The 21,598-nt window shown below is 72.7% G+C and carries 20 protein-coding genes; 13 read left to right on the top strand and 7 right to left on the bottom strand.

What is annotated here, in order from left to right:
• Positions 1–62 precede the first annotated feature (62 nt).
• Together AOM09_RS09735 and AOM09_RS09730 are read right to left on the bottom strand one after the other, a co-directional pair.
• Complete coding sequence (locus AOM09_RS09735; RefSeq protein WP_062387491.1) at positions 63–542, bottom strand: DUF4829 domain-containing protein; 480 nt, start codon at positions 540–542, stop codon at positions 63–65.
• The gene (locus AOM09_RS09730; RefSeq protein ID WP_062387488.1) at positions 539–934 is read right to left on the bottom strand and encodes a hypothetical protein; all 396 of its coding nucleotides are present in this window, start codon (positions 932–934) and stop codon (positions 539–541) included. The genes AOM09_RS09735 and AOM09_RS09730 overlap by 4 nt, the downstream gene beginning before the upstream one ends.
• 122 nt (positions 935–1,056) lie before the next feature.
• On the opposite strand from AOM09_RS09730, the gene AOM09_RS09725 reads away from it, so the two are divergent.
• The 3 genes from AOM09_RS09725 to AOM09_RS09715 are packed head-to-tail and all read left to right on the top strand — an operon-like array spanning position 1,057 to position 4,613.
• The gene (locus AOM09_RS09725; RefSeq protein WP_062387485.1) at positions 1,057–1,812 is read left to right on the top strand and encodes a class I SAM-dependent methyltransferase; all 756 of its coding nucleotides are present in this window, start codon (positions 1,057–1,059) and stop codon (positions 1,810–1,812) included.
• A 45-nt stretch (positions 1,813–1,857) separates the two neighbouring features.
• Positions 1,858–2,892 carry an agmatine deiminase family protein gene (locus tag AOM09_RS09720; RefSeq protein ID WP_062387482.1) on the top strand — a complete coding sequence of 345 codons (1,035 nt, stop codon included), beginning with the start codon at positions 1,858–1,860 and terminating at the stop codon, positions 2,890–2,892.
• Entirely contained in the window at positions 2,889–4,613 is a 1,725-nt protein-coding gene (locus AOM09_RS09715; RefSeq protein ID WP_062387479.1) for an amidase, read from the top strand. Before AOM09_RS09720 ends, AOM09_RS09715 begins: the two co-directional genes overlap by 4 nt.
• Before the next feature lie 60 nt (positions 4,614–4,673).
• On the opposite strand, the gene AOM09_RS09710 is transcribed toward AOM09_RS09715, so the two are convergent.
• On the bottom strand, positions 4,674–6,527 hold the full coding sequence (locus AOM09_RS09710; protein WP_062387476.1) for a phosphoenolpyruvate carboxykinase (GTP): 1,854 nt from the start codon (positions 6,525–6,527) through the stop codon (positions 4,674–4,676).
• Positions 6,528–6,665: 138 nt separating this feature from the next.
• Between AOM09_RS09710 and AOM09_RS09705 the strand changes: the two genes are divergently transcribed.
• Positions 6,666–8,105 carry a helix-turn-helix domain-containing protein gene (locus AOM09_RS09705; RefSeq protein WP_062387473.1) on the top strand — a complete coding sequence of 480 codons (1,440 nt, stop codon included), beginning with the start codon at positions 6,666–6,668 and terminating at the stop codon, positions 8,103–8,105.
• A gap of 13 nt (positions 8,106–8,118) precedes the next feature.
• On the opposite strand, the gene AOM09_RS09700 is transcribed toward AOM09_RS09705, so the two are convergent.
• Complete coding sequence (locus AOM09_RS09700) at positions 8,119–8,709, bottom strand: hypothetical protein (protein WP_062387470.1); 591 nt, start codon at positions 8,707–8,709, stop codon at positions 8,119–8,121.
• Positions 8,710–8,750: 41 nt separating this feature from the next.
• Positions 8,751–9,284, bottom strand: a complete 534-nt coding sequence (locus AOM09_RS09695) for a CGNR zinc finger domain-containing protein (RefSeq protein WP_062387467.1) — start codon at positions 9,282–9,284, stop codon at positions 8,751–8,753.
• Positions 9,285–9,323: 39 nt separating this feature from the next.
• Here AOM09_RS09695 and AOM09_RS09690 point away from each other — a divergent pair, with 39 nt between their 5' ends.
• The 7 genes from AOM09_RS09690 (at position 9,324) to AOM09_RS09660 (ending at position 17,706) form a co-directional block, all read left to right on the top strand.
• Entirely contained in the window at positions 9,324–10,394 is a 1,071-nt protein-coding gene (locus AOM09_RS09690; protein ID WP_062387464.1) for an EamA family transporter, read from the top strand.
• A 139-nt stretch (positions 10,395–10,533) separates the two neighbouring features.
• On the top strand, positions 10,534–12,435 hold the full coding sequence (typA, locus tag AOM09_RS09685; protein WP_062387461.1) for a translational GTPase TypA: 1,902 nt from the start codon (positions 10,534–10,536) through the stop codon (positions 12,433–12,435).
• 23 nt (positions 12,436–12,458) lie between these two features.
• The gene (locus AOM09_RS09680) at positions 12,459–12,818 is read left to right on the top strand and encodes a hypothetical protein (RefSeq protein ID WP_062387457.1); all 360 of its coding nucleotides are present in this window, start codon (positions 12,459–12,461) and stop codon (positions 12,816–12,818) included.
• Positions 12,815–14,812 (top strand): VanW family protein, encoded by a 1,998-nt coding sequence (locus AOM09_RS09675; protein WP_062387454.1) that lies wholly within the window; start codon positions 12,815–12,817, stop codon positions 14,810–14,812. The genes AOM09_RS09680 and AOM09_RS09675 overlap by 4 nt, the downstream gene beginning before the upstream one ends.
• Before the next feature lie 106 nt (positions 14,813–14,918).
• Complete coding sequence (gene fdxA / locus AOM09_RS09670) at positions 14,919–15,239, top strand: ferredoxin (RefSeq protein ID WP_062387452.1); 321 nt, start codon at positions 14,919–14,921, stop codon at positions 15,237–15,239.
• A 9-nt stretch (positions 15,240–15,248) separates the two neighbouring features.
• Positions 15,249–16,358: a succinyldiaminopimelate transaminase gene (gene dapC, locus AOM09_RS09665; protein WP_062387449.1), complete on the top strand. Its 1,110-nt coding sequence runs from the start codon at positions 15,249–15,251 to the stop codon at positions 16,356–16,358.
• Positions 16,359–16,410: 52 nt separating this feature from the next.
• A complete protein-coding gene (locus tag AOM09_RS09660) occupies positions 16,411–17,706 on the top strand; it encodes a citrate synthase (RefSeq protein WP_062387447.1) in 1,296 nt (431 codons plus the stop codon).
• A 96-nt stretch (positions 17,707–17,802) separates the two neighbouring features.
• Here AOM09_RS09660 and AOM09_RS09655 read toward each other — a convergent pair whose 3' ends face one another.
• Complete coding sequence (locus AOM09_RS09655; RefSeq protein WP_062387445.1) at positions 17,803–18,687, bottom strand: hypothetical protein; 885 nt, start codon at positions 18,685–18,687, stop codon at positions 17,803–17,805.
• 1 nt (position 18,688) lies between these two features.
• Entirely contained in the window at positions 18,689–19,636 is a 948-nt protein-coding gene (dapD, locus tag AOM09_RS09650; protein WP_062387442.1) for a 2,3,4,5-tetrahydropyridine-2,6-dicarboxylate N-succinyltransferase, read from the bottom strand.
• 31 nt (positions 19,637–19,667) lie between these two features.
• Between dapD and dapE the strand changes: the two genes are divergently transcribed.
• Entirely contained in the window at positions 19,668–20,759 is a 1,092-nt protein-coding gene (gene dapE / locus AOM09_RS15220) for a succinyl-diaminopimelate desuccinylase (RefSeq protein ID WP_062387439.1), read from the top strand.
• A 9-nt stretch (positions 20,760–20,768) separates the two neighbouring features.
• Positions 20,769–21,494 (top strand): LOG family protein, encoded by a 726-nt coding sequence (locus tag AOM09_RS15215; RefSeq protein ID WP_062387436.1) that lies wholly within the window; start codon positions 20,769–20,771, stop codon positions 21,492–21,494.
• The last annotated feature ends 104 nt before the right edge of the window (positions 21,495–21,598 follow it).

Below are 21,598 nucleotides of genomic sequence, written 5' to 3'. Positions count from 1 at the left end.
CGCGCGGCGGGGCCGAGCCGCCGGCCGGCCCCGCCGCGCGCGCCCCGCGCCCGGACTGTGGTTCAGCCCACTCCCTGATCGGCGATCCGCCACGGGTCGGCGGGGTCCTCCCTCACGAGCACGTAGCCCCACACCGTCCTGCCCTCGGGCATTGACACGTCGCCGTGCCCGAGGCGCCAGTCGAGGTCGAACGTGACGGGCACCATGACCACCTCGACGGTCGCGGGGCGCCCCGACCACGCCGGGTCCTCCACCACGGCGTCCGCGACGTCGACGCCGTCGAGGTGCGCGACCCGGCCGCACCACCGCGCGGTCGCGTCGACCGCGTCGGGCGCGGACAGGGCCTCGGCGGTCGCGCAGTCATGCGCGTCGAGCGCCGCCACGTAGGCGCGCACCACGGCGCCCGCCTCGGCATCGTCCGCGGGGACGGCCACCTCCGCCGTCTGCCACGGCGGGAGCACCGCGAGCGCGGTCGCGGCGACCAGCGCGGTGCCGGCGACCGCGCCCAGGCCGGCGATCAACCGGCTGCGCGTGCTCGTCATGCCGGGACGCTCGCTCGTTCCGCCATCCGCGCCGAACCGGGCTCGAGGCACACGATCAGCAGTGCGACCGTGAGCGGGAGCACGAGCACGCCGACGGACATGAGGGCGAGCACGGTGCCGACGCACAGCAGCGACCACAGGACCCACGCGACGGGCCGTCCCCAGCGCGTCGGCGCGACGCGAGCGGCACCCACCGCGAGCGTCACCAGCAGGGGCACGCTCATGGTGACCAGCCCGCTCACTCCCTCGACCTCGACGAGCGTCGCCGTCGAGAGCGATTGGACCCCGTCGGAATCCTCGGTCGCGCTGCTGTACAGCGGCGCGAGCAGCGCGATCCCGATCACGGCGATTCCATACGCCACGGCGCACCACCACGCGATCGTGGTGCGCATCCGCCATCGTCGGCTCATCGTGGACCCCCCCAACCCTGCAGTCACGCTATCGCCGCACAGGTGTCGAGGGAAGGGGCAGGTCCGACGTTCCCGCGGGCGCTCACCGCGGCTACCGTGGACCCGTGACCGAGAGATCGCTCAGCTTCGGCAAGGCGGCGGCGGACTACGCCAAGGGCCGTCCCGGCTACCCCCTGGAGGCGGTCGACTGGCTCCTCGAGGGCGTCCGCGGCCGCGTGCTCGACCTGGGCGCAGGCACGGGCAAGCTGACGGAGGCGATCCATCGCTGTCGACACGCCGAGGTGATCGCGGTCGACCCCGACCCCGTCATGCTCGCCACGCTCGAGGCGCACGTGCCGCGCGTCGCGACGCGGCTCGGGCGCGCCGAGGAGATCCCGCTCGAGGACGCGAGCGTCGATGCTGTGGTGATGGGCCAGGCATGGCATTGGGTCGATCCCGACACGGCCGCGCGGGAGATCGCTCGCGTCCTGGCGCCGGGCGGCGTGCTGGGGCTCATCTGGAACATCCGCGACGAGCGCAGCGACTGGGTCGCGGCCCTGTCGCGCGCCGTCGGGCATTCCTCGGCGGAGACGATGCTCGCGGCCGGGCCGCCGCGCGTCGGAGCGCCCTTCGGCCCGCTCGAGAGCCGCGAGCTGGCGTGGCGCCGCCCCATCACCATCGACGGCCTGCGCGCGCTCGTGCGCTCGCGCAGCAACTACATCACCGGCACCGAGGCGTACCGGGCGGACCTCGACGCGGCGCTCGAGCATCTCATCTCCCTCACGCCCGAGCTCGCGGGCGACGGCGAGCACGCGATGCCGTACGTCACCTACGCCTACCGCACGCGCGTCGACGTCGAGGCCCCTGCGTCCCGAGGCTGACGCGCGCCTCGCGCTACTCTCGGCATCCCAGCACGAGGAGGACCCATGGCCTGGCGCATGCCGCCCGAGACCGCGCCCCACACCCGCACGTGGATGGCGTTCCCGTGCGAAGGCCCGACGCTGGGCGCGACCGATGCCGAGCGGGAGGCGGGATACAGGGCGTGGACGCGCGTGGCGCACACGGTGGCGCAGCTCGAGCCCGTGACGATGGTGGTCGACCCGTCGGAGACCGCCCGGGCCCGTCGCATGCTCGGCGAGGGGATCGAGATCCTCGAGGCGCCCGTCGACGAGTTCTGGATGCGTGACGTGGGCCCCACCTTCGTGGTGGACGATGCGCGACCCGGCGTCCTCGGCGCGGTGGACTGGGTGTTCAACGGCTGGGGAGCGCCCGCGTGGGCGGAGTGGGAGAAGTCCGCGCGCCTCGGGCGCATCGTCGCCGAGGCCGCAGGCGCCGAGCTCGTCCCGAGCGACCTCACCAACGAGGGAGGCGGGATCCACGTCGACGGCGAGGGCACGGTGCTGCTCACCGAGACGGTGCAGCTGGACCCGCGCCGCAACCCGGGCCTCGCTCGCGAGGACGTCGAGGCGGAGATGGCGGCACGGCTCGGCGCGACGCGCGCGATCTGGCTACCGCGCGGCCTCACGCGCGACTACGACGACTTCGGCACCAACGGCCACGTCGACATCGTCGCGACGCTCGTGGGGGAGGGGCGCGTGCTGCTGCACGGGCAGACCGACCCGGCCCACCCCGACTACGGCGTGAGCGCGGACCTCCGCGACCTGCTCAAGGCGCAGACCGACGCCGCGGGCCGCAGCCTCGAGGTGGTCGACCTGCCCGCGCCCGCGCAGCTGTCGGACGAGCACGGACCCGTCGACTGGAGCTACGTCAACCACTACGTCGCCAACGGCGGCGTGGTCGCGTGCGGTTTCGGGGACGAGGCGGCGGATGCGCGAGCGCGCGAGATCCTCACGGACGCGTACCCGGGACGGACCGTGGTGACCGTCGACGCGCGGGAGATCTTCGCGCGCGGCGGCGGCATCCATTGCATCACGCAGCAGCAGCCGGCGGTGGCGGGATGACCCGCTTCGACGTGGTCGAGGCCTCGATCGCGCGGCTTCGCGGCGCGCTCGAGTCCGGCCACGTCACCAGCGTGGCGCTTGTCGAGGCGTACCTCGCCCGCATCGAGGCGTACGACCGCCCCGGCACATCGACCGCCCTCAACGCCGTCGTGGTCGACAACCCGGACGCGCTCGCGGAGGCGCGTGAGAGCGACGCGCGCCGCGCCCGCGGGGAGGCGCGGGGTCCGCTCGACGGCATCCCGTACACGGCGAAGGACTCGTACCTCGTGCGGGGACTCACCGCGGCCGCCGGCAGCCCGGCGTTCGCGGACCTCGTGGCGCAGCGCGACGCGTTCACCGTCGAGCGCCTGCGCGCCGCGGGGGCGATCTGCCTGGGGCTCACCAACATGCCCCCGATGGCCAACGGCGGCATGCAGCGCGGCGTCTACGGTCGCGCGGAGAGCCCCTACAACGCCGCCTACCTCACGGCGCCGTTCGGCTCGGGCTCCTCCAACGGCTCGGGCACGGCGACCGCGGCCAGCTTCGCGGCCTTCGGGCTGGGGGAGGAGACCTGGTCCTCCGGCCGCGGCCCCGCCTCGAACAACGCGCTGTGCGCCTACACGCCCAGCCGCGGCGTCATCTCGGTGCGGGGCAACTGGCCGCTCGTGCCGACCATGGACGTGGTGGTGCCGCACACCCGCACCATGGCGGACCTGCTCGAGGTGCTCGACGTGATCGTCGCCGAGGACCCGGACACGCGCGGCGACCTGTGGCGCGCCCAGCCGTGGATCGCCCTCCCGACCGTCGCCGCGCATCGTCCCCCGTCCTACCCGGCGCTCGCGGAGGGTGCGGTCGCCGCGCTCGCCGGCGCCCGCATCGGCGTCCCGCGCATGTACCTGGGAACGGACCCCGAGGCCGGCACCGGGGACGGCGGCATCGGCGGCCCGACCGGCACGCGCATCGTGCCCCGCCCGAGCGAGCTCGACCTGTGGGAGGCCGCCCGCCGCGACCTCGAGGCCGCCGGCGCGACCGTGGTCGAGGTCGACCTGCCGATGGTCAGCCGCTACGAGGGCGACCGCGCGGGGGCGCCGACCATCGCCACGCGCGGGCTCGTCAGCCCCGAGTACCTGCGGCGCGAGATCGTCGACCTCTCGGCATGGGCGTGGGACGACTTCCTGCGCGCCAACGGCGACCCCGCGCTCCCGGACCTCACGGCCGTGGACGGCGCGCGCATCTTCCCCCATCCCGCCGGCGCGCTCCCGGACCGCTACACCGGCTTCGACGACGACATCGCCGTCTACCCCGAGGTGGTCCGCGCCGGCCTGCCGGCGCGCTTCGAGGACATCCCCGCGATCGAGGGCGGATTGCGCGGCCTCGAGGAGACCCGTCGCCTCGACCTCGAGGAGTGGATGGACTCGCTGGGCCTCGACGCGATCGTGTTCCCCGCCGTCGCGGACGTGGGCGCCGCGGACATGGATGTGAACCCGGACAGCGCGGACGCGGGCTGGCGCAACGGCGTGTGGGTTGCGAACGGCAACCTGGCGATCCGCCACCTGGGCGTCCCGACCGTGACCGTCCCCATGGGCACGATGCGCGACATCGGCATGCCGGCGGGCCTCACCTTCGCGGGACGCGGCTGGGACGACGTGAGGCTCCTGCGCCTCGCTGCGGGCTTCGAGGCCACGCACGACGAAGGCGCGGGGTCGCGGCGGGAGGAGCCTCCGCGCACCCCGCGCCTCTAGCGCGAAGGAACCCGGCCGGAGGTAGCGCTCCGGCCGGGTCCTGCCTCTGCCCGATCCCCCTCAGTCGAGCGAGTCGATGGCGCCCCGCATCACCGCGAGCTGCTCACGCACCTGCGCAGGGACCTTGGCGCCGTAGGAGTCGAGGAACGCCTCCGCATCGTCGGCCTCGGCGGACAGCGCCGCCTTGTCGAGGCCGAACAGCGCGGCCCACCGATCGTCGGTGACCCCCGCGGCCGCGTGGTCGATCGCGCCCTCCTCGGGGACCAGGCCGAACGGGCTCTGGTCGGCGCCCGTGCGGCCCTCGATGCGGTCGAGCATCCAGGCCAGCGCGTGGATGTTCTCGCCGAAGCCGGGCCAGAGGAACCGTCCGTCGGCGTCCTTGCGGAACCAGTTGACCTGGAAGATCGCCGGGGCGCCGCCCGCGGCCTGCGCCTTCGCGCCCACCTCGAGCCAGTGCGCCCAGTGGTCGGCCATGTGGACGCCACAGAAGGGCAGCATCGCGAACGGGTCGCGGCGCAGCTCGCCCACCGTGCCCTCCGCCGCGGCGGTGCGCTCGGAGGCGAGCGTCGCGCCCATGAAGACGCCGTGCTCCCACGACGCGGCCTGCGACACGAGCGGCACGTTGGTGGCGCGGCGCCCGCCGAAGATGATCGCGTCGAGGGTGACGCCCTGGGGGGCGTCCCAGTCGTCGGAGATGGTGGGGCACTGCGCCGCGGCGACGGTGAAGCGCGAGTTCGGGTGCGCCGCCGGGCGGTCCGCGTCGGGCGTCCAGTCCTGACCCAACCAGTCCGTGAGGTGCGCGGGTGTGTCATCGGTCATGCCCTCCCACCACACGTCGCCGTCGTCCGTGAGGGCGACGTTGGTGAAGACCACGTCCCGCGTCAGGGTGTCCATGGCGACAGGGTTGGTCGACCGGCCGGTGCCCGGCGCGACCCCGAAGAAGCCTGCCTCGGGGTTGATGGCGCGCAGCCGGCCGTCGGGGCCCGGCGCGATCCACGCGATGTCGTCGCCCAGCGTCTCGACCTTCCAGCCCGGCAGCGTGGGCTGCAGCATCGCGAAGTTGGTCTTACCGCACGCGCTGGGGAAGGCCGCGGCGACGTGGAACACGCGGCCGCGCGGGTTGGTGACCTTGAGCAGCAGCATGTGCGCCGCGAGCCAGCCCTCGTCCTGGCCGATCGCGCTCGCGATCCGCAGCGCGAACGCCTTCTTCGCGAGGATCGCGTTGCCGCCGTAGGCGCTGCCGTGCGACCACACCTCGCGCGACTCCGGGAAGTGCGAGATGTACTTGATGGGGTTGCACGGCCACGGCACGTCGGCCTGGCCGGGCCGGAGCGGGGCGCCGACGGTGTGCGCGCACCTGACCCACTCGGTGTCGGGCCCGATCTCGGCGAGCGCGGCGTGGCCCATGCGCGTCATGGTGCCCATCGACACCACGACGTAGGGCGAGTCGGTCACCTGCACGCCGTAGCGCGTGAGCGGGCCGCCGATGGGGCCCATCGCGAACGGCATGACGTACATGGTGCGGCCGCGCATCGCGCCGCGGAACAGGCCGTGGAGGGTCTCGCGCATCGCCGACGGCGGCACCCAGTTGTTCGTCGGGCCCGCGTCCTCCTCCTTGTCCGAGCAGATGAAGGTGCGCGACTCGACGCGCGCGACGTCCTCGGGGTTCGAGCGCGCGAGGTAGGAGCCCGGGCGCTTCTCCTGGTCGAGCGCCACCAGCGTGCCGGCGTCGACCATGTCGCGGATCAGCCGCGCGCGCTCCGGCTGCGAGCCGTCGCACCACACGACCTCCTCGGGGGTGGCGTGGAGCGCGAGGCGCTCGACCCACGCGACGATGCGCGGGTCGGCGCCGTCGGGGGACGTGACGGACACAGGGGCGGCGGGCTCGCGGAGCGGCTGGTCGATGATCGCCATGGTGGTTCCTTACGTGACCTCGGTGTCGGGGGACTGGCGTGAAACTTGGCGCCTGATCTCGACACTATGGGGCCGCGTGCACGACTTGGCGGCAGATCCGGCGTGAAGATTGGCGATTCTTTCGCTACTGTCAAATCCATGCAGGATCTTTCGACGCTCGGCCGGCGGGTGCGGCACTTCCGCACCCGCGCGGGCCTCACGCTCGACCAGCTGGGCCGCGAGCTCGACGTCGCGCCGAGCCAGCTCTCCCTCATCGAGAACGGCCGGCGCGAGCCGCGCCTCACGCTGCTCACGGCGCTCGCCGCGCGGCTCGGGGTGACGGTCGCGGACCTGCTCGACGACGCCCCGCCCAGCCCGCGCGCGGCCCTCGAGATCGCGCTCGAGCGTGCGCAGCAGGGGGCCGCGTACCGCGAGCTCGGGCTGCCCGCGCTGCGCCCCTCGCGCGGCATGGGGGACGACGTGCTCCGCACGCTCGTGGGACTCCACCGCGAGCTCGACCGCCGCGCGCGCCAGGCGATCGCCACCCCCGAGGAGGCGCGGCGCGCGAACACGCGACAGCGCCTGCGCATGGAGGAGGTCGACAACCACGTGCCCGAGATCGAGGCGCTCGCCTCGGAGGACGTCGCCGCGGTGGGGCATGCGGGCGGCGCGCTCACGCACCGCACGGTGAGCCTCATGGCCGCGCGCCTGGGCCTGAGCATCGTCCACGCCGACGACCTCCCGCATTCGGCGCGCTGCGTGCTCGACCTCGAGAGCGGCCGCATCTACATCCCGCCGGCCTCGATCCCGGGCGGGCACGGGCTGCGTTCGCTCGCGCTGCAGGCCATGGCGCACATGCGGCTCGGGCACGGCGAGCCGCAGGACTACGCCGACTTCCTGCGCCAGCGCCAGGATGCCAGCTACTACGCGGCGGCGTGCCTCATGCCGGAGGCCGCCGCGGTGCCGTTCCTCGAGGCGGCGAAGAAGTCGCGCGACATCGCGATCGAGGACTTCCGTGACGCCTTCGGCGTGACGCACGAGGCGGCGGCGCTGCGCTTCACCAACCTCGCGACGGCGCACCTGGGCATCCGGCTGCACTTCCTGCGCGCGGCCGGCGACGGCGCCCTGGTGCGCGCGTACGAGAACGACGCGCTGCCGCTGCCCGTCGACGTCACCGGATCGGCCGAGGGGCAGATCCTGTGCCGGCACTGGAGCGCGCGCCGCGCGTTCGCGCGCACCACCCGCACCACCGAGTACTTCCAGTACACGGACACCCCGGTCGGCACGTTCTTCGAGGCGACCCAGACGGGCACCACCGAGGCCGAGGAGTTCTCCATCACGCTCGGCGTGCCGTACGAGGAGTCGCGGTGGTTCCGCGGCCGTGAGACGCAGAACCGCGCGGTGTCACGGTGCCCCGACCTCAGCTGCTGCCGCCGTCCCGACGCCGACAGCGCGCGCCGGTGGGGCGGCAGGGCCTGGGCCAGCGCCCGCGTCCACGCGCACATCTTCTCGCCGCTGCCGCAGGGCACGTACCCGGGGGTCGACGACCGCGAGCTCTACGAGTTCCTCGAGTCGCACGCCGCGGCGCCCGAGGAGTAGGCCCGAGCAGCGGTCAGCCGAGCAGGCCCCAGAGCGCCGCGGCGATCGCCCCCGCGACCACGGCGATGCCGATCCAGTCGGGGCGGCGCACGATGGACGGGCCCTCGCCGCCGCTCTCGCCCGGGTGCGCCGCGGTCCAGGCGGACGATGCGGCGTGGACCAGCGCGGCGGCGTCGCCCGAGGGGGTGCCCAGGCGGTCGCCGGCGCGGCCGTACTCCGCCCGCGCATCGTCCTTCCGGGCGGCGTCGCGCTGCGCGTGCCGCGCGGCCGTGGCGCTCGGGGCGGGTGCGGAGAACGCGCCGACCTTGAGGCCGTCGTCGCCGACGATCTCGAGCGACCAGCGGGTCTCGAGATCCGCGAGGCGCGCGTAGGGCACGGTCGCGGTCTGGGTGACGTTGTGCACCACCACGCGGTCCTCGTGCGCCGCGACGTGGGGCCTGAGGAACGCGCCGTAGCCGAACAGGGCCGCCGCGGCGCCGAGGCCGATGCCGCCCGTCGCGAGGCTGAAGCCGACGCTCGAGACGTGGATCACGGCGACCAGGACGCCGAGCGCGATCGCGCCCCAGCCCCAGATCGTGGACGAGCGGGCGCGGAAGGTCTGCATGCCGTCATGGTCCCACGCGGGACCGCCGCGGCTCCGCGACCTCAGTCCTCCGACTGGCGTGCACGGAAGGCCGCCTGGGCCGCGCGGTTGGTGCACGTGACGGTGCAGTACTTGCGCGAGCGGTTGCGGCTGAGGTCGAGCACCACGCCCTCGCAGTCGTCCATCGCGCACTGCGAGAAGCGCTGGAGCTCGTCCGCACGGATGACGTCGATCATCGCCATCGCGGTCTCGACCAGGATCCGCACGTCGAGCGGCTGATCGTCGGAGGTGGCGTGGATGTGCCAGTCCACGTCGCCGTGGCGGACCAGCTGGGGGAGCGCGCGCTGCTCCGCGAGGATCGTGTTGATCTGCGGGACCGCGTCGTCGCGGCTCGCGAGGAAGAGCCGCCGCAGCGGAGTGCGGATCGCGCGCACCGGCTCGAGGTCCGCGGCGACGGGGCGGTCCCCGGTGTAGCCGAAGCGGTCGAAGAACTCGACGAGCTCGTCGTACGAGGTGAGGGTGTCGGGCTCGAGCTCGGAGTTGGACAGGAAGACGCCCGACTCGAGCGCCTCGGCCGTGTCATGGGCGAACGTCATTTTGACACATTACCAAACGCGCCGATAGGGTCATGAGCCATGACCGCTATGACTCATGACGCTGCGCGCGTCAACCGTGCGCAGGGCCTCGGCTTCGCGCTGCTCTCCGCCGCGTCCTTCGGGCTGTCGGGAAGCCTGGCGCGCGGGCTCATGGACGCGGGCTGGACGGCGGGTGCCGCGACGCTCGTGCGCGTCGCGATCGCCGCGGTGGTGCTCACGGTGCCGGCGCTCATCGCGCTGCGCGGCCGCTGGTCGCTGCTGCGTCGCGCCGCGGGCACGGTCATCGCGTACGGCGCCTTCGCGGTCGCCGGCGCCCAGCTCTTCTACTTCTTCGCGGTGGGCCACCTCGACGTGGGCGTCGCGCTGCTCATCGAGTACCTGTCGCCCATCGTCGTGGTCGGCTACCTCTGGGCGACCAAGGGTCACCGCCCGGGCCGCCTCACGCTCCTCGGCGCGGTGGTCGCGATGGCGGGACTCGTGCTGCTGCTCGACCTGATCGGCGGAGCCGCCGAGGTGAGCCTCGTCGGCATCGGCTGGGCGCTCGGCGCGATGGTCGGCGCCTCCGTCTACTTCGTCATCTCCGGCTCGACGTCGACCGGGCTCCCGCCCGTCACGCTCGCGTGGGGCGGGCTGGTGGTCGCCGCCGCGATCCTGGGCGTGGCCGCGGCGACGGGCGTGCTGCCCGTCGCGTTCGCCACCGGCACCGTGCACTTCGTCACCGGCGACGTGCCGTGGTGGGTGGTCGTGGCGCTGCTCGGCATCATCACCTCCGCGGTCGCGTACGTGGTCGGCATCGCGGCGACGCGCCGCCTCGGCGCGCGCCTCGGCTCCTTCATCGCCCTCACCGAGGTGCTCGCGGCGGCGCTGTTCGCATGGGCGCTCGTCGGGCAGGCCCCGGCGCCGATCCAGATCGCGGGCGCGGGCCTCGTGCTCGCGGGAGTCGTCCTCGTCAAGCTCGGCGAGCCGGACGAGGCGCTCGCGGTGGCCCCCGAGCCCGCTCTGCCGGGCGCCGACGTGGTCCCCGACACGCTCCCCGCGGGCATCGTCGACGAGGTCGCCCTCGCGGACGGCGGACTCCCGCTGACAGAGGTGACCCCCGAGCGCGCCTGAGACGCGTGGGACGGTCCCATCCGTCACCCCTCTCCCACGGTTCATCCCTGTCGTTGGGAATCGACGCGCGTGCGCCGGTAGAATGACCCGGCGGTCCATGTCGGACCGAGCACCCCTTCAATTCGAATCGAGTTCCCGCATGCCCCTGCGCTCCGATCTGCGCAACGTCGCCATCGTCGCCCACGTCGACCACGGCAAGACCACCCTCGTCGACGCGATGCTCGTCCAGGGAGGCGCCTACGGCGACCACGCCCACGTCGAGGACCGCGCGATGGACTCCGGCGATCTCGAGCGCGAGAAGGGCATCACCATCCTCGCGAAGAACACGGCGATCCGGTACACGGGTGAGGCCGCTCCCGAGGGCGGCGCGACCATCAACGTCATCGACACCCCGGGCCACGCCGACTTCGGCGGCGAGGTCGAGCGCGGCCTGTCGATGGTCGACGGCGTCGTGCTGCTCGTCGACGCGTCCGAGGGCCCGCTCCCGCAGACCCGCTTCGTGCTGCGCAAGGCGCTCGCGGCGAAGCTCCCCGTCATCATCGTCGTGAACAAGGTCGACCGCCCCGACTCCCGCATCGCCGAGGTCGTCGAGGAGACCCACGACCTCCTGCTCGGACTCGCATCCGACCTCGAGGACGAGGTCCCGGACCTGGACGTCGACGCGCTGCTCGAGGTCCCCGTGATCTACGCGTCGGCGAAGGCAGGCATCGCGTCCCTCACGCAGCCGGCCGACGGCACGCTGCCCGAGGGCGACTCCGTCGAGCCGCTCTTCACGGTCATCATGGACCGCATCCCCGCGCCGTCCTACGAGGAGGGCCACCCGCTCCAGGCGCACGTCACCAACCTCGACGCGTCGCCGTTCCTCGGCCGTCTCGCGCTGCTGCGCGTGTTCAACGGCGAGATCCGCAAGGGCCAGCAGGTCGCGTGGGCCCGCAAGGACGGCTCGGTCAAGCAGGTGAAGATCACCGAGCTGCTCGAGACCAAGGGCCTCGACCGCGTCCCCGCCGAGTCGGCCAAGGCCGGCGACATCGTCGCCGTCGCGGGCATCGAGGACATCACCATCGGCGAGACCCTCACCGACCTCGAGGACCCGCGTCCGCTGCCGCTCATCACGGTCGACGACCCGGCGATCTCGATGACCATCGGCATCAACACGTCCCCGCTCGCCGGCCGCGTCAAGGGCGCCAAGGTCACGGCGCGCCAGGTCAAGGACCGCCTCGACAAGGAGCTCATCGGCAACGTGTCGATCCGCGTGCTCCCCACCGAGCGCCCCGACTCGTGGGAGGTCCAGGGCCGCGGCGAGCTCGCGCTCGCCATCCTGGTCGAGCAGATGCGCCGCGAGGGCTACGAGCTCACCGTCGGCAAGCCGCAGGTGGTCACCAAGGAGATCGACGGCAAGCTCAACGAGCCGATGGAGCACATGACCATCGACGTCCCCGAGGAGCACCTCGGCGCCGTCACGCAGCTCCTCGCGTCGCGCAAGGGCCGCATGGAGTCGATGTCGAACCACGGCACCGGCTGGGTCCGCATGGAGTTCATCGTCCCGGCGCGCGGCCTCATCGGCTTCCGCAGCCAGTTCCTCACCGACACGCGCGGCACCGGCATCGCGTCGTCGATCGCGCACGGCTACGAGCCGTGGGCGGGCGCGATCGAGTACCGCACCAACGGCTCGCTCGTCGCGGACCGCTCGGGCGCCGTCACGTCGAACGCGCTCATGGCGCTCCAGGACCGCGGCACCTTCTTCGTGAGCCCCACGGAGGAGACCTACGAGGGCATGGTCATCGGCGAGAACTCGCGCAACGAGGACATGGACGTCAACATCACCAAGGAGAAGAAGCTCAACAACATCCGGTCGTCCACGGCCGAGGAGCTCGAGCGCCTGGCCCCGCCGCGCCGCCTCACCCTCGAGGAGTCCCTCGAGTTCGCCCGCGAGGACGAGTGCGTCGAGGTGACCCCGGAGAAGGTGCGCATCCGCAAGGTGATCCTGGACGGCACGGAGCGGGCACGCGCCGCGTCGCGCCTCAAGCGCCAGAACGCCTGACCCTTCGCCCTACGATGGGCGGCATGGCTCGCATCGTCTCGTCCTATCTGACGATCGCGCTCGTGGGTGCGCTGGTCGCGCTCGTGGGTGCTGGATCCCATCGCGCCTACGGGTGGTTCGGGGTGACGGCGGCCCTGCTGCTCGTCGCGGCGGCGAGCACGTTCGCGCGGACGTGGCGGGGCTTCGGCGGCCTCGGCGCGTTCGCGGGCGTGTGGGTCGCGCTGACGATGGTGCTGTCGACGCCGGGACCGGGAGGGTCCGCGCCGCTCATCCTCTCGGATGCGCGGGGCCTCACCTGGGTGTACGGAGGCGCGCTCGTCATCGTGGCGGCGGGCCTGCTGCCCAAGCGGCTGCTCGTCGGCCGGCCGGCGGTCGCGGCATGACCGAGCGGGACGACGAGCGCCTCGAGGACGAGGTCGACGAGGCGCAGGCGGAGATCGACGCCGAGCTCGACCGGGACGACGACGCACCCGAGGCGTCGCCGGAGCTCGAGGTGGAGCTCGAGCAGGACTACGAGTACGTGCCGTCCTTCCTCGCGGAACCGGCGCCCGAGCGGCCGCTGGGCGCCGACGACCAGGAGACCGCCGTGCTGCCCGCGGTGCCGGCGCCCGCGCCCGAGGAGCAGGACGATGCGCGCGGGACGGCCGCCGTGGAGGAGCCGGCGGAGGAGACGGACGGCGACGCCGTCGAGGGGTCCGACGAGGGGAAGCGGGGCGGCGTGCGCTGGGGTCGATGGGTGCTGCTGCTCGTGGTCGTGCTCCTGATCGCCGGCTACGGCGCGGCGGCGGCCTACGCCGCGCAGCGGATCCCCGCAGGCACCACGGTGCTCGGCGTCGACCTGGGCGGCATGGACCGCGACGAGGCCGTCGCCGCGCTCCAGCCCGCGGTCGAGGAGCTCAACGCGGCGCCGGTGGTGCTGACCGCCGAGGACCGCGAGGCGAGCATCGACCCCGCCGACTCCGGACTCATCGCGGGCGCGGGCGCCACCGTCGACGAGCTCATCGCCTTCAGTCTCTCGCCGTACGACATCCTGCGGTCCTTCACGGGACGCGGCACGGAGGTCGACGTGGTCACGGTGGTCGATCACGATGCCCTGGTCGAGGCGATCGACGGCACGCGCGACGCCCTCGAGATCGACGGTCAGGACGCGAGCGTCGAGATCGCCTCGACGGGAGCCAGCGCCGAGCCCGCCACCGACGGCCTCGCGATCGACCCGGAGGAGACGGCGGACGGGCTGGGCGCGACGTGGCCCGTCGAGACCTACGAGGCGGTCACCATCGCCAAGCCGGCCGCGGTCACCACCGAGACGGCCGAGGAGTTCGTGACCGAGCTCAACTCGGAGATCCTCGCGGGCGACGTCGACATGATCGGGGAGAACGGCGACGCGACCGTGACCGCGGACCAGCTCACGCGGCTCGGCTCGGTGGAGGAGGACGGCGGCGAGCTGGCGCTCGTGGTCGACGGCCTCACGCTGGCCGCCGAGCTGGAGTCCGCCGACCCGGACCTCGTGAGCGCCGCGACCTCCGCATCGTTCTCCTTCACCGCGAGCCACGACATCAAGATCAAGAAGTCGCAGCCGGGCCGTGCCATCGACGGTGCCGCGCTGGGCGAGGCCGTGGTGGCCGCGGCGATGACGCCGGAGCGCGCGGGCGAGCTCCCGTACCAGGACACCGAGGCTGCGGTCACGAGCGACGACCTGGGCGTGACGGACTTCAAGAAGAAGGTGTCGTCCTTCGACACGCCGCTCACCAACGAGCCCATCCGCACGCAGAACCTTGTGGTGGGCGCCTCGAAGGTCGCGGGCACGGTGGTGAAGCCCGACGAGACGTTCTCGCTGCTCGACACGCTCGCCCCCATCACGGCCGCGGGCGGCTACCAGGACGCGCACGTCATCGTGGACGGCTTCCTCACGGACGGCATCGGCGGCGGCCTGTCGCAGATGGCGACCACCACGTTCAACGCGGGCTACTTCGCCGGTCTCGAGGACGTCGAGCATCGTCCCCACACCAAGTGGTTCGACCGCTACCCGGCGGGGCGCGAGGCGACCATCTACGTGGGCGCGCTCGACATGCGCTTCAAGAACAACACGCCCTACGCGCTCGTGCTCAACTCGTATGTCGAGGCCGGCAGGCTGCATGTCGACATCTGGTCGACGCCGTACTTCGAGGTCAAGACGTACGCGTCGGACAAGACCAACTACGTCCAGCCGAAGGACGTCGAGAACTCGCGCGACGACTGCATCGCGACGCCGCAGGGCAACCCGGGCTTCACGATCACCAACACGCGCGAGGTCTACCTCGACGGCGAGCAGGTCGACAAGACGTCGTACACGTGGACGTATCAGCCCGACAACGGGGTGTCCTGCACCGCCGAATAGCGGGAAGGATGCCCCATGGGGCATGGGCGACCGGCCATGGTCGGAGCCCGCTCGCCCGGCGGTATGATGGCCGCACCCCCGTAGATCTCAGCTTGGAGGAGGCGCAGTGACCTACGTCATCGCTCTGCCGTGTGTCGACGTCAAGGACAAGGCGTGCATCGACGAGTGTCCGGTCGACTGCATCTACGAGGGCGAGCGCATGCTCTACATCCACCCGGACGAGTGCGTCGACTGCGGCGCCTGCGAGCCGGTGTGCCCCGTGGAGGCGATCTACTACGAGGACGACGTCCCGGACAAGTGGGCCGACTACTACAACGCGAACGTCGAGTTCTTCTCGGAGATCGGCTCGCCGGGCGGCGCGGCCAAGATGGGTCTGATCGAGCACGACCACGACCTCATCAAGTCGCTGGCCCCGCAGAACGGCTGACCCGGGCGCATGGGCCTGAGCCCTCGCTCGCTGCCGGACTTCCCGTGGGACTCGCTCGCGCCCTTCAAGGCGCGCGCGGCGGCGCACCCTGACGGGCTGGTCGACCTCTCGGTCGGCACGCCCGTCGATCCCACGCCCGCGGTCATCCGTGATGCCCTCGCGGCGGCGGCCGATGCGCCGGGCTACCCGACCACGCACGGCACCGCGGCGCTGCGCGAGGCCGTGGCGGGGTGGTTCGCGCGCCGGCGCGGCGCGCCGGACGTGAGCCCCGACGCCGTCCTGCCCACCGTGGGCTCCAAGGAGCTGGTCGCGACGCTCCCGGCCTACCTCGGGCTCGGCCCCGGAGACGTGGTGGTGCATCCGCGCGCGGCGTATCCGACCTACGACGTGGGGGCCCGCCTCGCGGGAGCGGCGCCGCTCGCGACCGACGATGTCGACGACTGGCGGGGCAACCCCGCGGTCCGCCTGGTGTGGGTGAACTCACCGTCCAACCCCACGGGCCGCGTCGCGAGCGTCGAGGAGCTCGCGGAGGTGGTCGCCGCGGCGCGCGAGATCGGCGCGCTGGTCGCCTCCGACGAGTGCTACGCGGAGCTCGTGTGGTCCGACGCCTCGGTACCGTCCATCCTCGACCCCCGCGTGTGCGGAGGGTCCCACGAGGGCGTCCTCGCCGTGTACTCGCTGTCCAAGCAGTCGAACCTCGCGGGTTATCGCGCCGCCTTCGTGGCCGGCGACCCGGCGGTCATCGCGCCGCTGCTCGAGGTGCGCAAGCACGCCGGGCTCATCGTGCCCGCGCCGGTGCAGGCAGCGATGACGGTCGCGCTCTCGGACGATGCGCACGTCGCCGAGCAGAAGGAGCGCTACCGCGCGCGGCGCGACCTGCTGCTGCCCGCGGTCGAGGCGGCGGGCTTCCGGGTCGATCACTCGGACGCCGGGCTCTACCTGTGGGCGACCCGCGACGAGGACTGCTGGGACACGATCGCGTTCCTCGCGGATCGTGGCATCCTCGCCGCACCGGGGGCGTTCTACGGCGAGGCGGCGCGTCGCCACGTGCGGATCGCGCTCACCGCGAGCGATACCGGGGTGTCTTCCGCATCTAGTAGGCTCGCAAAACGCGAGTAAACCGGTTCTCAAACAATGGGCCCCGGTCGCAGAGGTTTTCGAAGGGGAGAACATGGCGCAGGTGGTGGACGCAAGGCTGACGGTCGACGGTGGAACACGGGAGCTCCCGCTGGAGCGCGCGACCATCGGCAACGACGGCGTGTCCGTCGCGACGCTGCTGCGCGACACCGGCCTCGTCACCGTCGACCCCGGCTTCATGAACACCGCCTCGTGCGAGAGCGCCATCACCTACATCGACGGTGACAACGGCATCCTCCGGTACCGCGGCTACCCGATCGAGCAGCTCGCGGAGAAGTCGACCTTCCTCGAGGTCGCGTACCTGCTCATCCACGGCGAGCTCCCCACCGAGGACCAGCTCACGGCGCTCAACAACCGCGTCGCGCGCCACATGCACGTCCACGAGGGCATCAAGGCGTTCCTCAACGCCTTCCCGCGCGACGCGCACCCCATGGCGGTGCTGTCCGGCGCGATCAGCGCGCTCAGCACGTTCTACCCGGAGTCCGTGGGCCGCTCGCCCGAGGAGATCGAGCTCGCGACGGTGCTCCTCCTCGCGAAGACGGCGACGGTGATCTCCTACCTCCAGCGTCGTGCCCAGGGCGGCGAGCTCATCGAGCCCCGCCGCGGCGGCCACTACGTCGACGAGTTCCTGCGCATCGCGTTCTCGCCCGCGTCGGGCGACATCGACATCGACCCGGCGGTGCGCCGCGCGGTCGATCTGCTGCTCATCCTCCACGCGGACCACGAGCAGAACTGCTCGACCTCCACGGTGCGCATCGTCGGTTCGTCCCACGCGAACATCTACGCCTCGGTCGCCGCCGGCGTCGGCGCGCTCTCGGGTCCGCTGCACGGCGGTGCCAACGAGGCGGCGCTGCGCATGTTCGACCAGATCAAGGAGTCGGGCGACACCATCGAGCAGTTCGTCGCCAAGGTCAAGGACAAGGCCGAGGGTGCCCGCCTCATGGGCTTCGGCCACCGCGTCTACAAGTCGTACGATCCGCGCGGCGCCGTGGTGAAGACGGTCGCGGATCAGCTCCTCACGCAGCTCGGCGGCAACGACGAGACGTTCGACATGGCCAAGCGCCTCGAGGAGATCGCCCTCTCGGACGAGTACTTCATCGAGCGCAAGCTGTACCCGAACGTCGACTTCTACACCGGCCTGCTGTACTCGGCGATGGGCTTCCCGACCACGATGTTCACCCCGCTGTTCGCGCTGGGTCGCATGCCCGGCTGGATCGCCCACTACCGCGAGATGCTCGCGGACCCGCGCACCAAGATCGGCCGTCCGCGCCAGATCTACACGGGCGAGGTGGAGCGCAGCTACGTCCCGCTGGAGCAGCGCGAGTCCTGACACCCCGTGGATTCCCACTGACACCTGTGACGTGGGAGCCGCGCGTGACCGGGAGGGCCGCCTCACGCGGCTCACGGTGCTCGCGCGCCCCAGGCGTCAGCGGGAATCGACGGGGGGCGTGACCGGGAGGAGCCTCACCGCCACGCCGAGCGGGCGTGCCGGGGCCTCGACCTCGCCGAGCCCGGCCCCGCGCGTCCATCCCGCGGCGCCGTCGGCGACCTGCTCGACCGACTCGGTGGCGGCGACCGCGACCGCCCACGCGGCGAAGGCGTCGCGTCCCGCATCGTCCGTCGCGGCGGGCACCACGTCGAGCCACACCTCGCCGTCGGGCGAGCGCAGGGATCGCACCTGGTACGCGCCCTCGCCGAAGTCGCGTTCCACGCGGTCGATGAAGGCCGCGGCCGTGGTGCCGGGACCGGCGGCGACGTCGCAGTCGACGGCCATCGCTCCCGAGTAGCCGCGCAGCGCCGAGGCCCACAGGCGTGCGCGCGTCTCATGGTTGCCGTAGGCGTCGGGGAACGCGGAGCGCTGCACCGTCTGCGCCGCGACCGTCACCGCCATGTCCTGCCAGCCGCCGACCTTGACGAGCGCCCGGTAGAACGTGTCCGCCGAGTAGTAGGGGTCCATGATCTCCTCGACCGTGCCCCACCCCTGCGAGGGGCGCTGCTGGAACAGGCCGATCGAGTCGCGGTCGCCGTAGTCCAGGTTGACCAGGCTCGACTCTTGCATCGCGGTCGCGAGGCCGATGGTCGCGCCGCGCGCGGGCAGGCCCAGGCGGGTCGAGGCGGCCGCGATGAGCGCCGCGTTGCCCGCCTGCTCCGCGGTCAGCGTCGCCGAGGCGTCATCGAGCCAGGCCGTGCATCGTCCGCTCGGCTCGCCTTCCTGCGGCTGGGCCGCGAGCAGGTACATGCCGAACGCCGCGGCGCCGCCCGCGAGGGCGAGCACCGCGAGCGCGGCGCCGGAGCGCCGCCGCGCGCCCACGTCAGTTGGCGTGCAGCGCGGAGTTGAGCTCGATGCCCTTGCCCTCGCGCGCGACGGCCTCGATCACTCCCGTGACCGAGTTGCGCCAGAACATGATGCCGTCCTGCCCCGACAGCTCGCGCGCCTTGACCACGACGGGGTTGCCGTCCTCGTCGGTGCGGCCCTTGAGGGTGACCTTGGTGCCGGCGGTGATGTAGAGGCCGGCCTCGACCACGCAGTCCTCGCCGAGCGCGATACCGACGCCCGCGTTCGCGCCCAGCAGCGAGCGCGCGCCGATCGACACGACCTCCTTGCCGCCGCCGGACAGCGTGCCCATGATCGACGCGCCGCCGCCGATGTCGGCGCCGTCGTGCACCACCACGCCCGCCGAGATGCGGCCCTCGACCATCGAGTGGCCCAGGGTGCCCGCGTTGAAGTTCACGAAGCCCTCGTGCATCACGGTGGTGCCCTCGGCGAGGTGCGCGCCCAGGCGCACGCGGTCCGCGTCGGCGATGCGGACGCCCGTGGGCACCACGTAGTCGACCATGCGGGGGAAGCGGTCGATCCCGTACACGGTGAGCTGGCGGCCGAACGCGCGGTAGCGCAGGCGCACCTGCTCGAAGCCCTCGATCGCGCAGGGCCCGTCCGAGGTCCACACCGCGTTGGTGAGCGCGCCGAAGATGCCGTCCAGGTTGAGGCCGTGCGGCGGCACGATGCGGTGGCTGAGCAGGTGAAGGCGCAGGTAGGCGTCCTCGACCGACGCGGGCGCCGCGTCGAGGTCGATGACCGTCCTGACGACCGTGATCTCGACGTCGCGCAGGTCGTCGGTGCGTTCCGCGGCCTTGAGCTGCGCGGGCGCGGCGTCGCGCGCCTTCGGCTCGCCGAGCGCGGGGGAGGGGTACCACGTGTCGAGCACGGTGCCGTTGTTGTCGAGGGTCGCGAGTCCGAATCCGAAGGCAGGGCGAGTCATGGCTCCCAGGGTACGTGGCTAGGCTGACGGCATGACGCACCTCGACCTGACGGCACCCGTGGAAGAGCTCGCCAAGGCGCTGGTGGACATCCCCTCGGTCTCGGGCAACGAGGACCGCATCGCCGATGCCGTCGAGGCGGCGCTCGCGCCGCTGGCGCACCTCGAGGTGCTCCGCCTGGGCAATGCGGTGGTGGCGCGCACGTCCCTGGGCCGCGCCGAGCGCGTGGTGATCGCCGGGCACCTCGACACGGTCCCGATCAAGGGCAACGTGCCCGGCTCGTGGTCCGCCGAGGGCGACCTCGTCGGGCGCGGGTCGGTCGACATGAAGGCGGGCGTCGCGGTGCAGCTGTCGCTCGCGGCGGCGCTCACCGCGCCGACGCGCGACGTCACCTGGGTCTTCTACGACCAGGAGGAGGTCGAGGCCGACCGGAACGGGCTCGGGCGGATCGCGCGCGAGCGCCCCGACCTGGTCGAGGGGGACTTCGCGGTGCTGTGCGAGCCCACGTCCGGCGTGATCGAGGGCGGATGCAACGGGACGATGCGCGCCGAGGTGCGCATCCCCGGCGTCGCCGCACATAGCGCGCGGGCCTGGAAGGGCGTCAACGCGATCCATGGCGCCGCGCCGCTGCTCGCGGCGCTCGCGGCGTACGAGGCCGAGACGATCACGGTCGACGGGCTCGACTACCGCGAGGGGATCAACGCCGTCGGCGTCCGCGGCGGCATCGCGGGCAACGTCATCCCCGACGAGTGCGTGGTGACGCTGAACTACCGCTTCGCGCCGTGCTGGAGCCTCGACGAGGCGAAGGTGCGCCTCGAGGCGCTCGTCGCATCGTCCGGGGTCGAGGGGCACCACCTGGTCTACACCGACCTGTCGGGCGCGGCGCGGCCGGGCCTCGACGCGCCGCTCGCGGCATCGTTCGCCGCATCGGTCGCGTCGACGGGCGTCGCCGCGCCGCGCGCGAAGCAGGGGTGGACGGACGTCGCCCGCTTCGGCGAGCTCGGCATCCCGGCCGTCAACTACGGGCCCGGCGACCCCGAGCTCGCCCACGCCGACGACGAGCGCTGCCCCGTCGCGGACATCCGGCACTGCCGCGCGGGCCTGGAGGCGTGGCTCACCACCTGAGGAGGACCGATGAAGGAGTACCGCAAGGGGCCCGTGCTGCTGCGCGGGCGCAACGTGCCCGAGTCGTCGACCAGCGAGCGGCTTCTCGACGAGCACCACCGTGCGGAGTGGCTGCACGGCGATCCGTGGCGGGTGCTCCGCATCCAGTCCGAGTTCGTCGAGGGCTTCGGCGCCCTCGCGGAGCTCGGTCCCGCGATCACGGTGTTCGGCTCGGCGCGTTCCGCCCCCGGCTCCGACGAGTACGCCGCCGGGGAGATCATCGGCAGGCTCCTGGTCGAGTCGGGCTACGCCGTCATCACGGGCGGCGGTCCGGGATGCATGGAGGCGGCGAACAAGGGCGCGGCCCAGGCGGGCGGGCTGTCGGTGGGCCTCGGCATCGAGCTGCCCTTCGAGCAGGGCATCAACGAGCACGTCAACCTCGGCATGACCTTCCGCTACTTCTTCGCCCGCAAGACGATGTTCGTCAAGTACGCCGAGGGCTTCATCGCCCTGCCCGGCGGCTTCGGGACCCTCGACGAGCTGTTCGAGTGCCTCACCCTGGTCCAGACGCGGACGGTCAAGCGCTTCCCCATCGTGCTGCTCGGGCACGACTACTGGGACGGGCTGCTCGCGTGGCTCCGGGGCACGCTCGAGGCGGGAGGCAAGATCTCGCCGACGGACCTCGACCTGGTCTACGTGACGGACGACCCGGAGGACGCGGTGCGCCACGTCCTCGCCGTGCGCGCGGACGGCTGACCGGCGGCGCGGCGCACCGGGGAGGGGATTTGGGAACGCTCCCGCTACCGAAGTAGAATGGGGCGCAACGTCGCGACGGACGACGCCTGACTCAGCTCGAGGAG

Source organism: Demequina iriomotensis (assembly GCF_000971395.1).
GTDB lineage: Bacteria > Actinomycetota > Actinomycetes > Actinomycetales > Demequinaceae > Demequina > Demequina iriomotensis.
This window is presented reverse-complemented; position numbering and strand designations above follow the sequence as displayed.